This is a genomic window from Pseudoalteromonas lipolytica (genome assembly GCF_003515105.1).
In the GTDB taxonomy this organism is placed as follows: domain Bacteria; phylum Pseudomonadota; class Gammaproteobacteria; order Enterobacterales; family Alteromonadaceae; genus Pseudoalteromonas; species Pseudoalteromonas lipolytica.
On record NZ_CP032090.1, the window covers coordinates 1,270,348 to 1,283,542 of the forward strand.

Annotated in this window: 10 protein-coding genes; 5 read left to right on the top strand and 5 right to left on the bottom strand. The window is 40.5% G+C overall.

Annotated features, from left to right (window positions below; translation table 11 throughout):
• The first annotated feature begins 112 nt into the window (after positions 1-112).
• Complete coding sequence (locus D0907_RS05770) at positions 113-664, top strand: cytochrome b (protein ID WP_118844146.1); 552 nt, start codon at positions 113-115, stop codon at positions 662-664.
• A 372-nt stretch (positions 665-1,036) separates the two neighbouring features.
• Here D0907_RS05770 and D0907_RS05775 read toward each other — a convergent pair whose 3' ends face one another.
• Both D0907_RS05775 and D0907_RS05780 read right to left on the bottom strand, forming a co-directional pair.
• A complete protein-coding gene (locus tag D0907_RS05775; RefSeq protein WP_118844147.1) occupies positions 1,037-2,416 on the bottom strand; it encodes an alpha-amylase family glycosyl hydrolase in 1,380 nt (459 codons plus the stop codon).
• 250 nt (positions 2,417-2,666) lie between these two features.
• On the bottom strand, positions 2,667-2,867 hold the full coding sequence (locus D0907_RS05780; protein WP_075594278.1) for a hypothetical protein: 201 nt from the start codon (positions 2,865-2,867) through the stop codon (positions 2,667-2,669).
• A 1,005-nt stretch (positions 2,868-3,872) separates the two neighbouring features.
• Between D0907_RS05780 and D0907_RS05785 the strand changes: the two genes are divergently transcribed.
• The 4 genes from D0907_RS05785 to D0907_RS05800 all read left to right on the top strand — a co-directional run bounded on the left by D0907_RS05785 (position 3,873) and on the right by D0907_RS05800 (position 9,205).
• On the top strand, positions 3,873-6,512 hold the full coding sequence (locus D0907_RS05785; RefSeq protein WP_036969673.1) for a TonB-dependent receptor: 2,640 nt from the start codon (positions 3,873-3,875) through the stop codon (positions 6,510-6,512).
• 77 nt (positions 6,513-6,589) lie between these two features.
• The gene (locus D0907_RS05790; RefSeq protein ID WP_118844148.1) at positions 6,590-8,107 is read left to right on the top strand and encodes a glycoside hydrolase family 10-like protein; all 1,518 of its coding nucleotides are present in this window, start codon (positions 6,590-6,592) and stop codon (positions 8,105-8,107) included.
• Between the two features lie 62 nt (positions 8,108-8,169).
• Entirely contained in the window at positions 8,170-8,922 is a 753-nt protein-coding gene (locus D0907_RS05795; protein ID WP_118844149.1) for a hypothetical protein, read from the top strand.
• A gap of 49 nt (positions 8,923-8,971) precedes the next feature.
• On the top strand, positions 8,972-9,205 hold the full coding sequence (locus tag D0907_RS05800; protein WP_118844150.1) for a hypothetical protein: 234 nt from the start codon (positions 8,972-8,974) through the stop codon (positions 9,203-9,205).
• On the opposite strand, the gene D0907_RS05805 is transcribed toward D0907_RS05800, so the two are convergent.
• The 3 genes from D0907_RS05805 to D0907_RS05815 are packed head-to-tail and all read right to left on the bottom strand — an operon-like array spanning position 9,202 to position 13,187.
• Positions 9,202-9,582: a diacylglycerol kinase gene (locus D0907_RS05805; RefSeq protein ID WP_036969667.1), complete on the bottom strand. Its 381-nt coding sequence runs from the start codon at positions 9,580-9,582 to the stop codon at positions 9,202-9,204. The genes D0907_RS05800 and D0907_RS05805 overlap by 4 nt on opposite strands.
• A 20-nt stretch (positions 9,583-9,602) precedes the next feature.
• Complete coding sequence (locus D0907_RS05810; protein ID WP_244223144.1) at positions 9,603-11,228, bottom strand: phosphoethanolamine transferase; 1,626 nt, start codon at positions 11,226-11,228, stop codon at positions 9,603-9,605.
• A 15-nt stretch (positions 11,229-11,243) separates the two neighbouring features.
• Entirely contained in the window at positions 11,244-13,187 is a 1,944-nt protein-coding gene (locus D0907_RS05815; RefSeq protein ID WP_118844151.1) for an LTA synthase family protein, read from the bottom strand.
• Positions 13,188-13,195 lie beyond the last annotated feature (8 nt).

Here is a 13,195-nt window from a genome sequence, read left to right on the forward strand (position 1 = left end):
TTTATGTTTTAGAACATGAAAACAAGGATGAGTATACGCTAGGCTAATTCTGCACATTTATTACGCATAAAAAGAGCACTTATCTGAATGCGTTTTTTACACAAGAGGCACTATGAATTTTAAAAATACAACAACTCATTACAATACACTCTCTATTGCCTTGCACTGGCTAATGTTTATATTAATTGTCACTGTTTTTGGCAGTATTGAGCTACGTGAGTTATTTGAAAAAGGCACTGAAACCCGTGATGCCTTTAAAATGTGGCATTTTATGTTGGGTTTATCGGTTTTAGTTTTAGTGTGTGTGAGGGTAATTGTGCGTTTGGCGAGTGGCTCGTTACCTGCTATTCAGCCTGAACCTGCAAAGTGGCAAAGCACACTCGCTAAATGTGTACACGTTTTGCTGTATGTCTTTATGTTTACTATGCCGATAGCGGGTTGGTTAATATTGAGTATGGCAGGTAAACCTGTGCCATTTTTTGGGGTAGAGCTCCCCCCATTGGCAAGTGAAAACAAAGAGCTTGGTAAAACCATAAAAGAAATACACGAAACAGCAGGTAAGGTTGGGTATTACTTAATAGGCTTACATGCTGCGGCTGCATTATTTCACCATTACGTTTTGGCAGATAACACTTTTAAACGTATGTTGTTTTCTAAAAAATAAACACATTACAAAAGCCAAAATGGTGGAGCTTTAAGGTCTGGTATCACAATTATCAAGGTCTGCTCATGCGCGTGAGCTTAATGTAACGATGCAATAAGTCGTTTAAGTCGGCCCGTTGGTTCGCTCTACATTGCTAACGTTTACAAATTATAGTTGGCGTTTTTAGTCACTTTATCGTTGATTTTATTGCGAAACCGCTGTGCTTTTAATTTGTTTTTAGCACGGCTAAATCAGCGATGCATAACAGCCAAGCCATAACAGCTAAGCTATAACAACCAAGCTTTAAAGAGCGAAACTTATTTTATCAACACCCTGTTTTTGAGCCTTAAAACAGCCCTCTTAATTAAGAGAGCTGTTATGTACCTAAGGTCGTTATTTTTCGAATACCTTAAACCCCCAAGCGGGCAAACTTAACGTTGTGTCGTTGGTAAAGTTAACCGTTTTCCCCGATAGCGCCTCTTTATATTCACCGATAAATAATGGTTCTTTAAAGTTCACTGTTTGCGGTTCTTTGGATAGGTTAAATACTGCAAAGACTTTTTCATCGCCTTTTGCGCGTACGAAGCTAAGAACGTGTTTTGGAGCCGTGTTTGGTACGTGTGCCATACGCCCACCAAATTGGCCATTCCACAGCGCTTCGTTACGATGTTTGAGTGCAAATAGTGATTTATATAAATCACCGATTGGGTGGGGTTGCCACTTAATCGGATCGCGTTCAAAAAAGGCGAGTCGTCTATCGTTTCCTGCTTCTTGTCCGTTATAAATCATTGGGAAACCTTCACCTACGACCGATAATGTAATGACCGCTTCAAGTGCGTCACCGTAGGTTTCAAACATAGTCCCTTCCCATGCATTCGAGTCGTGATTGGCAACCCCTACAAGCCGATAAGCCTCTACAGGGAATGCGCTTTCGTTCCAAGAATAGTAAACAAATAGAGCGCTGACATCGGCATGGCCATTAACTATTTTGTGCATGTGTTCTGACCACGACCATGCATAGGTCATATCAAAGGCTTCAGCGTGTAAATCACGAGACTCCCATTCTGCTAGCATTAATACAGGTTTTATTTCATCGAGTTCGCGACGTACATTATTCCAAAAATCAACGGGAACAAAACCGGCTACGTCACAACGATAGCCATCTACACCGACTTCTTTTACCCAGAACTTCATAGACTCTGTCATGTATTCACGCAGCGCAGGTTTTGAGTAATCGAAGTCGATTATGTCAGACCAATCCCACCAAGGCGTTGGTCTAAATTGTCCTTGGTAGTCACGCTCGTACCAATCAGGGTGCTCATAGCGCAGCCAGTTATCCCATGCACTGTGATTCGCCACCCAATCTAAAATAACGTACATGCCCATGTTATGCGCTTCACTTACAAAGGTTTTTAAGTCATCAAGGGTACCCAGTTCAGGGTTTACTTTTCTGTAGTCTTTGACTGAATATGGGCTGCCGAGAGTGCCTTTACGGTTTTCTTCGCCAATTGGGTGTACGGGCATTAACCAGATTATGTCGACACCTAACTCTTTTAAACGAGGTAACTGCTTTTTAGCTGCGTTAAAGGTGCCTTCGGGCGTAAATTGACGGGTGTTTAGTTGATACATTACCGCATTTTTTGACCAGTCGGGGTGAGTGATCTTTACATAGGGCTTTGGCTCGTAAACATGGGATGTTGACGTGGTTTGCGTACAGGCAGTGAGCACACACAGTGTGAGTATTAGTAAACTTTTTTGCAGAAATGAATTCATGTGATTCCTTAAACACAGTTGAATAACAGCATGTGATTAAAATATATACTTCAAATCGCGGTGCAACAATAAAGTGCATACGTATTCACTTTTAATTTACATAATCGATTAAGTGATATATTTGCTGTGTTTTCGTAGTTATTTTTTGATGTTTTCTGGAATGGTTAAGTTTATTTAGGGGTGCCTTTATCAATAAACAAAACGGCTAGCTAATATTAAGCACTGCTAGCCGTTATGTGATCTAGGGAAATTAAGCAGAGATGAAAAATGCAGATTTATTGGGATCCCAGCTGACGAGCTGTTTGATTTCAAGCTCTTTCATAATGGTTAATAATTCAAACTCGCTCAGGCAGCAATCTTGTTTGAGTTTTTCCAGTGAAATTTCTTTGTTACGGCTACGAAGTTTAGAGGCCAACATAATACGGTAAATTAATTTTGATTTACGGCTCATAACATTCTCCCTCCTTATTTTTTTATGCAATGACACTGCTTATTGAGAGTGTTTTACTGTTTTGGATTAAAGCATGGGTTGAATGACTATGGCTCATCATTTTTATCTCGTCAATTTATGTCTAAATGTTAATGCGTCAGTGGTAAAAAACGTTCAAAAACCTGTTTTATATTCGCAAAATAATGCATTGAAAAATAAGCTGTTATTTATCTAAAAACAGTAATAGGTAGGCTGCATATTTAATTGAATTAACTAATGACCTTAGTATCTCATTGTTTTAGTTTGATTTTTTACTAAAAGATTTGTTCAATGCGTTTTGTGTATTTAATGGCTATGTGTTTAGTGAATGGCATACAGAGTAAGCTAGCAAGCGTTTTAAAAGAGGCGGTTGCAACTATGTTATCGGGCACTTTTTAAGGCTGATAAAACGCTTTTTGTAATCGAACAAAAAGTTAAAGTTTATGTTTAGGTATTTATACATTACGGCGAGCACAGAGAGCGAAAGCCGATAAGTGCCGAAGTAAAGGGGCGGTACTATGGTGACAACGGCCCTTGCAATCAGTTTTCTGGGCACTGTATTCACCTAGTTATGAGTTAAGCATACTCTTTTTAGGAGGTGTGTATACCCACTGTCTCATCAGCACTTTTTGGTTACCCAATAACAGCAACCCGAGCGCGAATTTCTCTGTTTTAGGCGTTATAAATGCGTATTCATCAGGGGGTGTTAAGCGATATAGCCTTTTCTCGTTTTCTATAACGTTGATTAATGGATAAAAAATAATGTGGCAAAAATTCAGCTAAACACTTTTAGTCCCTTTTATAGAATTTTATATTTTTAAAAAAATAAATATAAAGAATAAAATATCTTGATTTTAAAGTTTATTACGAATATTGTAGCCGCAATGTAACAATAAAGTTGTTACCGTTTGTTGTTCTAAAGAGCATTTATGTAGTTTGTAGTCACAAAATCTCTCACTTTATAAAAAACGATAGGGTTACAGTTTCATGAATAAAAAATTCTCTGCGTTAGCTATTTGTATTAAAAAAGCGCTCGTTCCATCACTTGTTTTAGGGGCTTCAGCATCGGTTTTCGCAGCCGATGAACAAGCTGATAAAAAGAAAGTCACCAAAGAAGACATTGAACAAATAGAAGTTCGTGGGTATGCGGCTTCCGTTGAAAAAAGTATCAATATGAAGCGCTTTTCAAATAGCGTAGTTGATGCTGTGTCTGCAGAAGACATCGGTAAGTTTCCAGATCAAACGGTCGCAGACGCACTTCAGCGTATTCCAGGTGTTCAGGTTGAAAAAGACTTGGGTGGCGAAAGCGACAGAGTAAGTATCCGTGGTACTGCACCTCATTTAAATATTACGTTGTTGAACGGGCAAAACGTGGCATCAGCGACAGCTTCAGCCTCAATTACGCGCCCATCACGAGGTTTTAACTATTCGTTATTACCTGCAGAGCTTGTTGATACGCTTGAAGTATATAAATCGGCTGAAGCTGACATTGACGAAGGCTCAATTGGTGGAACCGTTGTTGTTAAAACACGTAAGCCGTTGGATAGCGAGGCAAATTATGCCGCGTTATCAGTAAAGGCTTTCCATTTTGAAAATGCTGATGAAACAAAACCGTATTTATCGGGTTTATACTCGTGGAAAAATGAAGCACAAGACTTTGGCTTCAATGTGGGTTTTATTCACAAAGAAACAGCGACGCAACGTGACAGTAAAGAAGTACGTTTTGGCTACCGTAGTACTGATGCAAACCAAGACGGCAATGCTGAGTTTTATCCGGGTGCTGTGGGTTACAACCGTTATGCTAGTGACAGTGATTTAGACACCGCAACCGTGACGCTGCAATATGCTGCAAATGATAATCTGGATTTTGTATTTAACAATTTATATTCATCGTCGGAGCACAAGTCGTTTGGCACTTACTCCAGTGGTTTTATTTTACAAAACATCAGTAATGTAGAAAATCCTGTTATTGTTGATGGTACGTTAGTGGCGGGTGATTTACCGGCTCATAATAATTTAGGTTATTACGGTAATGCAGGTTACGAGGGCGAATTTAAGACTCAAGCGCATGATTTAAAAGTAACTTACAAAGCTGATAATTACACCGTAACGGGGCAATTAGGTTACAGCAAAGCGGATGGTGAGGTCAGCGATGTGTATTCAGAATATTATGCTAATACAGATGCCTCATTTACACTTGAAAATGGTACACCCGATGTCACTTTATCAGCGGACTTAAGTCCACAAGATTACCGCTTAGACTATAACCATAAAAACGATATTTTTAATGACTCAAAAGAAATTTATGGTCAATTAGACGTTGAATATTTACTTGATGGTGGTTTTTTTACCGCTATCAAAGCGGGTGTTAAGTACAGAGAGCACTCAAAAGCAGCTAGTTTAATGAAAGCTAATTACCCTAAAGTGTCAGCAGATGGTGAAACTTATCACTTGGGTATGTTTGCAAGCGACTCGGCCTCTGACTTTATGGGCGAGGGGGCAAATGCAATTTTATGGCAGTTTGATAACGCTAAGTACGCCGATTGGATTTCATCAACCACGCCGACTAGTGGCCCATACGAGCACTTAGATTACACCTTTGATTTAGAAGAGACCGTGACCGCTGGGTATGTAAAGGCTGTGTTCGATTACAATAAATGGCGTGGTAACATGGGTGTTCGAGCGGTGAAAACTGAGCTTGATTCGCGTTCAGTTGAGTACACAGGTCGCAGCTTTGCACCTGAAAATATCCAAGATGTCGAAAGCACAAATAGTTACGATGACTTTTTACCAAGTGTAAATATTAATTATGATTTAGCCGATGATGTTGTTGTGCGTTTTGCTGCAGCAAAAGTGATGTCTCGCCCTGATTATGACTTTTTATCTGCACGCAAAAGTGGTTACTGTGCAGCTGCCACAGGGTGTAAAGGCACCGAAGGGAATCCTTATTTAAAACCATATCGTGCGACTCAATATGACCTTTCGGCAGAGTGGTACTTTAATGAATCGTCAATTCTATCATTTGCTTACTTCTACAAAGATATCGACTCGTATATTACCAATGCGACTGTTGAAAAACAGTGGACATGGACAGACCCAGATACCGGTATTGAAGAAGTGCGTGATTTCTTAGTGACGCAGCCACAAAATGGTTTAGGTGGCGAAAATGCGGGCTTCGAAGTGAACTATACTCAAAAACTACCGTATGGTTTTGGTATTCAAACAAACTATACCTATTCTGATGCTGAGCTTGAGCAAACCGCTGAGCAAAAAGAAGCAGGTGAAGAAGCCGTATTACCAAATAACTCTGAAGATACGTTTAATGCCACGGTTTATTACGAAAACAGCGCATTCTCTGCACGTGTTTCATACACTTATCGCTCTGAGTACTTCTACACAAACTACTTAGGTTTAAACCAGTATAAAGATGGCTTTGGTCAATATGATTTGAACATGAGTTACAACGTGACAGAAAATCTTAATCTTATTTTCCAAGCGATTAACCTCACAAACGAAGAGCAAAAAGCGACGTCGGGTAACAGCACCGGTATGCCTGATAACAATCGTCCGTTGGCTATTCATGACTACGGTCGCCGTTTCTTACTGGGCGCACAAATGAAATTCTAATCAGATTGATTCGACGTTTACTCATTTAATTAAGGCACAGCATATTTATGCTGTGCCTTTTTAATAATAGGTTAGCTATGCATTTTAAAAATTTACTTATCTTGTTGATGTTTTCTGGTTTGATTGGATGTAGCTTTTTGCCCAGTTCTGAGCCCAGTAGTGCTGAAAAGCAGATGCTTGGCAAAATTCACCAACAGGTCGTCGCGCGAGAATTTCGCGCAGCGTGGGTTGCGACAGTGGCCAATATAAATTGGCCCCTGGAGCCGGGGTTACCTGTTGCAGAGCAAAAAGAACACGCAATTAGAATACTGGATACGCTGCAACAACATAATTTTAATACGGTGATTTTTCAGGTGAGGCCCCAAGCTGATGCCCTTTATCAAAGTAGTTATGAGCCGTGGTCTTACTATTTAACGAAAGAGCAGGGAAAAGCCCCAGAGCCTTATTATGATCCCTTACAATTTTGGATAGAAAACGCGCATAAACGTGGCTTAAAGCTTCACGCATGGATCAATCCATATCGAGCACATCATCATGTAGGCGGGCCATTATCGTCGCAGTCGGTCGTGAATACCCAGCCTGATAAGGTGGTTAAATTAAAAAATGGTACTTTTTGGTTTTTGCCGACAGATAAAGATGTGGTCACTCATACATTAAATACATTAACAGAGCTGGTAACGCGCTATGATTTAGATGGCATTCATTATGATGATTACTTTTACCCGTATCCATCGTATAACGAAGGAGACGATTTTCCAGATGCTGAGCAATATCAGGCATATATTCAAGCAGGTGGGACGCTTAGTGTGTCAGACTGGCGACGCAATGCGGTGAACACATTTGTGCAGCGTCTTTACAGTACGGTGAAAGAAATTAAACCACATGTGTTAGTCGGGATCAGCCCATTCGGTGTATACAGACCAACACAACCTAGTACCATTCGTGGCATGGATCAGTACGAAACGCTTTTTGCAGATGCCAAGTTATGGCTAAACGAAGGGTGGTTAGATTACTTTTCACCTCAGCTTTATTGGCCAATAAACCAATACGCACAAAGCTACCCGCTCTTATTAAGCTGGTGGCAGTCACAAAACACGCAAGGTCGTCATTTATGGCCGGGTATTAATGCGCTGCGATCATTCGACGAAGCAGGTGTTGATGAAGTGGTTAATCAAATAATGATCAACCGTGGATTTTTGACTGCATCACCAGGGACCGTTTTTTGGAATGTTGCCGCACTAGATGGTAGCCAATTAATGCGTGACGTCATTGCAGATGGCGTATTTCAGCATCAAGCTTTAATTCCTGAAACGCCTTGGATAGACATGCCCGCTCTATCACCGTTTAAACTTGAGTATCAACAACAGGCTGAATCTATAGTGTTACGCTGGCAACATACAACCCCTGAACACGTCGCGCACAGCTTAGTGTACACGCAATATGGTGATGATTGGCACTATCAAATTTACACGCCTGATGTTAATTGGCTTAAGGTCAATGAAACAAAAGAGGGGCAGTCGCTCAATGCTGTAAAAGTGATTGCGGTCGATAGGCTAGGAAATCAAAGCCCTGCCACAGAAATCGCCTTTAAGTAGAGCCTGTACGCTGTAACCCTTTATCTGTTACGCTTATGAAAATCAATAAAATAGGCATCAGAGTGAACGCAATTAAGGTATTTGCAGTATTGCTGCTGGGATGTATTTTTTCGACAAAAAATATGACCGCAACTCAACATATAAATCTTGTTAAGCCAGTAGTTGCGGCATTTAAAGCGGGTGATAAAGACACCATCGCAGAGCGTGTTCATTATCCGCTAAAGCGTAAAGCCCCCTTAGAAGCTATTAAAAACAAGCACATGCTGATAGCGCGCTTTGATGAGGTTTTTGATAAAGCGTTCGTTGAAAAAATCACGACCTCCAATATTCGCCACGATTGGCAAATGATGGGCTGGCGAGGCATTATGTTTGACTCTGGTAAATTGTGGCTTGATTTTGATGGTTCAATTTGGGCTGTTCCCTATGAATCAGAAGCAGAAAAAACACGGCGTGAAGCGCTTATTGCAAAGCAAAAACAACGCCTGCATGAAAGTCTTCGCGAATTTACACAGCCGATACTAACTTGGAAGACAAAAAAGCATTTAATACGTATTGATGAGTTGGCAGAAAATCAATACCGCTATGCAGCATGGGACATCACGCAAACAATGGCGGATGAACCACGCATTGTGATAACAAATGGCACGTTAAGCTTTGATGGCAGTGGCGGTAACCATTTTTATACGTTTATGAATAACGGCTACCGCTATGTGTGTCATGTTATTGTGCTAGGTACTGAGCAATCACCAGCGGGGCAATTAGAAGTATTTAAAAATGGTGTACAGGTTTTGTCTGAGCCTGCTTTGGATTTTTAGGTGTTTTTGCTTATTTTGCACTACGCTTACTCTTTTAAAGGAGTAAGTTATGAGTACAAAATTTTGGATTTTAAGAGCCATTAGAATTTTCACGCTGGTGGCTATTTTATTATTTATGGTAGAAATCCTTAAAGGTCACGACACACAAAGTGCATTAAGTTTTGCGTTACTTTGGTCATTTATTGCAACGGCAATTTTTATCGCAACCCGTTTATATCACTCATCAAAAGGGCGACATTGTGCATTGTGTAATGACACCCCAGATGATAAAAAAGCGAATTAACCTAGGTTGTTAACAAATACACCGCCCCATACCAGCGCACAAATCGTAAGAGCAATAAGTACAGCTGCTGACCCCAAGTCTTTGGCTAGGCCTGATAACGGATGAATTTCAAGGCCTATGCGGTCTATTGCAGCTTCAATTGCCGTATTGACCACTTCAGCAAACATCACAAATAACACAGAGATAAGCAGCATGATTTTCTCATACAGGGTAATTTGCCAGACAAAAACCACGGCTATGGCAAGGACTAACAGTATCAGCTCTTGTTTAAAAGCAGACTCATGCTTTGCTAACCACGTGAATGCACGTTGGGAATTTTTAAATGCTAGGCGAATACGTTTAATGCCTATAGGTTTGTTAGTGCTATCAAATTGCATCGTATGAAATCTCTATTTCGTTAGCTTTGTTTTGAGCAAGCATAGAAAATGTCTTGCTCAGGGTTATATTTAGTACTTCCGACATGAGTTAAGCCAAGTAGGGTGTCAAATATGTTATCGTGCGAAAAAGCATGGTTACGCTGTTGTTCAATACATTGGTTAAAGCGGCTATCGGCTAGTTTATTACTCCAAAATAGCATAGGCACTTGGGTTTGCTCTTTAGGCGCTAATGCGTATGGGAAGCCATGTAAATATAAACCTTTTTCACCTAACGACTCACCATGATCAGAGACATATAACAGTGATTTATCATCCGCCTTACTGTCTTTAAGCAAGTTGATTAGTTTACTCAGCACTAAGTCGGTATAAGCAATGGTATTGTCATAGGTGTTTGTGAGTTGCTCGCTGCTACAATTTTGGATATCGCTACGTGGGCAGTCAGGCAAAAATTTAGTCTCTTTTTCTGGATAGCGGCGATAGTAGGTTGGCCCATGCGAGCCAATCATGTGTAGCACGACTAATTGGTGCGTCGCATGACTCTTGGCAAGTGTTGCAGCTAACTCTTCAACGAGTACTTCATCAAAACAGTAATGGCCATCACACTGTGTATTTATTTTATTTGGTTCGATAGTCTTAGACTTAACGCGAACACAAACGCCTTTACAGCTGCTGTTATTGTCAATCCAAGTGACTTCAACACCACTTCGCTGGATAAGATCAAGCACATTTTCTTGGCTCTGCGCAAGCCGGGAATCGTATTCATTTCTATCTAAACGCGAGAACATACAAGGCACAGAAATGGCTGTTGCGGTGCCACATGAGCTGACATCGCTAAAGTATTTCACACCGAGTTTTGGTGTATATGGATTCGTTTTCTTGTCATAACCTTGCAGTGAAAAGTTAGCTGCTCTGGCTGTTTCGCCTACCACCATAATGGTGAGTGAGCTTTGCTGCTTAGCCAATAAATGCGGTGTTTTATCTAATACTTTAAATGGTAAAGGCGGGTAAAAATAATTATCGCGCAAGTACTTATAGCTTGCGGTGTAAAATGCAAAAGGAGTTATGTAACTTGTTAGCTGGCGGTTATTACGCCCTACAGAGGCATAATCTTTATAAAATGGCACAGCAATAACGGCTACAGCAATAAACGCTGTGACGTTGAGAAACGCAAAGCTTTTTAGGCGAACACGAAAGTTTCCGACAATTTTAAAGCGAGAAAACAAATAGGCTGGGAGCACCCCAAGCACACCAATAAAAGCGATGACTTGTACATTTAGGTATGAAAATGCCTCACCTGAATTTGTTTCTAAGACATTTTGCAACATGCTTTTATCAAAGATAACACCGTAATTTAAGGTTGCATAAAACAACAGCGACGAAACTACGATGCTTGTTAAAAGCACGGGTTTTACAAAGGTGATTAACGATAACCAACTCAATACCATTGCCGACAGTGCTAATAAGAAAAAAGGTACGCTTGCTATAAATAACCAATTGATATGTTCAGGTTTGCTGGCAGCTTCAAGCATGTTAAATAAAAACAGGCCATTAAATGCTATAACCAAGTAAAACGACACCAGCCAGACAAATTGGCTGTAGCTAACGTGCCATTTTTTAGTAAGGAGTTGTTTAATTTGCATGCTCATAATCATTCCTCATCGCTACGGTTTATTTGGTAAGCGATACAACTGTTCGGTATAAGCTAAATTGCTAAATAAGACGTGAGCTAAGGCTTTTTTGGCAAGCTCAACGCTGCTATCTGCGTTATCGATGGCAACTTGGGTTTTACTAGCAGGGTCATAGCGCCAATAGCTCACTTTTTGGTTTGGCATCAGGATCACGGCTTCACCATTTTCTACGTAAGCAAAGTTGTCGTAGTACTGCATCATGGCGCGCTCTACGGGGTATTGTTTTGTTAAGTCGTAGCCGATCATTGGAGTCGCTTGTTCAACACCTAACAACGATAACAAGGTTACCGGTAAATCCATTTGGCTTACTAAGCGAGTATCACGCTTTGCTTTCATATCACTGTTTAAAATGACCGCAGGAATATGGAAAGATTTAAGCGGCACAGGCTCTGAGCCAAACACGCGTACATCATGATCAGCAACCACTAAAAATACCGTGTCTTGCCAGTAATCTTGTGTTTTGGCTTTTGCGATGAATTTACCTAGCGCGTAGTCAGCGTATTTAATTGCGAGATCGCGTTTGTAGTTTTGAGGGTCGTGGCCTTCAGGCAGCGTTACCTTACCTTCTGGAATATCAAAGGGATCGTGATTACTTGAAGTAAACACAAGGCTGAAAAAAGGTTTGCCCGCTTTATTTAGCTCGTTTAGCTCTTTATCAGCTTGATTGAATAAGTCTTCGTCGCTTACTCCCCAAGATGAGATAAACTCTGGGCTTTGTATGTCATTAATATCTACAATATCGCTAAAGCCATTGCCTAAGAAAAAGCTTTTCATGTTATCGAAGTGACTTTCTCCGCCATAAATAAATTGGGTGGTATAACCTGTGCGTGCCAATACATCGGCAAGTGAAAAGAAGTTATGCTGTGACTTTGATAGCTTTACTACTGAGCGAGAAGGTGAGGGGATAAAACCGGTTGTTACAGCTTCAATTCCTCGGACAGAACGTGTACCCGTTGCATATAAATTGTTAAATCCCCAACCTTCTTTATACAGCTTATCAAGGTGTGGTGTAACACCAATGCCACCTAACTCCCCGACAAAACGAGCACCTAAGCTCTCTTCTAAAATGATCACTAAGTTTTTTTTACTTTTATGGTTAAACGCTGTGTTAACAGCAAGCGTTGGGATTGCCTCAATGGTGAACTGTGAGCGATATGATGCTTTTTTAACGGTGTCGATAATGTCACTGCGTGGCATGGTGCCATATAGACTACTGGCATTCTTTTCATTACCCATATTTTTTAAAGCAAACGCTACACTGTAGGGTGAGTTGAGCACCAGTGAATTAACCAGCGAGTCACCCGAAAAATACACTAATGCCGGATTTAGAGGGCGATGACTTACAGTACCTCTTGCGCTAATTAAACAAATTATTAAGGTGGTAACGAGTATTACCACTTGGCTAGCCTTTTTAGTGTTTTGTTGTTTACTAAATGCTGCATTTATAAAGCGATACGCAAACACACAACTTAGTGTTGCAATAATTAAGGTGCTTATCATAGCCAGCTGATGGCCATTTAACAGCATAGAGAATACTTCTTGAGGGTAATCTAGGTATTCGACAAACAAGCGATTTGGTCGCACATCGTATTGGTTAATAAATGCGGGTGTTGAAGCCTCAACAACCACGATTAAAGTTACGACTAGGCTGCTATAAAGAGTAAAAGCATGTTGAAATAAAGCGGTTCTACTGCGCAAAAACACGTTAGCAAGTAACATCAAAACGGCTAAAGCTGATAGGTAACCTAGGCTACTCAAATCGATTCTCAGGCCACCAATTAGCACAGCTATGCTATCACCATCAACAAGCCGTTGCTGCTGCCATAACAGTAAGCCAATTCTCGACAGCATAAAAACTGTCATTAATAATAAGGTAAAACGAAACAAAGGTTTTAAAACGGAGAGTTTTGCTGTCATAGTCGTAC

What these genes read in the sequence shown, in the direction of transcription:
- D0907_RS05785 (WP_036969673.1), top strand. Translation starts at nt 3,873, where the DNA reads ATGAATAAAAAATTCTCTGCGTTAGCTATTTGTATTAAAAAAGCGCTC.
- D0907_RS05810 (WP_244223144.1), bottom strand. Translation starts at nt 11,228, where the DNA reads ATGAGCATGCAAATTAAACAACTCCTTACTAAAAAATGGCACGTTAGC.
- D0907_RS05770 (WP_118844146.1), top strand. Translation starts at nt 113, where the DNA reads ATGAATTTTAAAAATACAACAACTCATTACAATACACTCTCTATTGCC.
- D0907_RS05775 (WP_118844147.1), bottom strand. Translation starts at nt 2,416, where the DNA reads ATGAATTCATTTCTGCAAAAAAGTTTACTAATACTCACACTGTGTGTG.
- D0907_RS05805 (WP_036969667.1), bottom strand. Translation starts at nt 9,582, where the DNA reads ATGCAATTTGATAGCACTAACAAACCTATAGGCATTAAACGTATTCGC.
- D0907_RS05780 (WP_075594278.1), bottom strand. Translation starts at nt 2,867, where the DNA reads ATGAGCCGTAAATCAAAATTAATTTACCGTATTATGTTGGCCTCTAAA.
- D0907_RS05790 (WP_118844148.1), top strand. Translation starts at nt 6,590, where the DNA reads ATGCATTTTAAAAATTTACTTATCTTGTTGATGTTTTCTGGTTTGATT.
- D0907_RS05815 (WP_118844151.1), bottom strand. Translation starts at nt 13,187, where the DNA reads ATGACAGCAAAACTCTCCGTTTTAAAACCTTTGTTTCGTTTTACCTTA.
- D0907_RS05800 (WP_118844150.1), top strand. Translation starts at nt 8,972, where the DNA reads ATGAGTACAAAATTTTGGATTTTAAGAGCCATTAGAATTTTCACGCTG.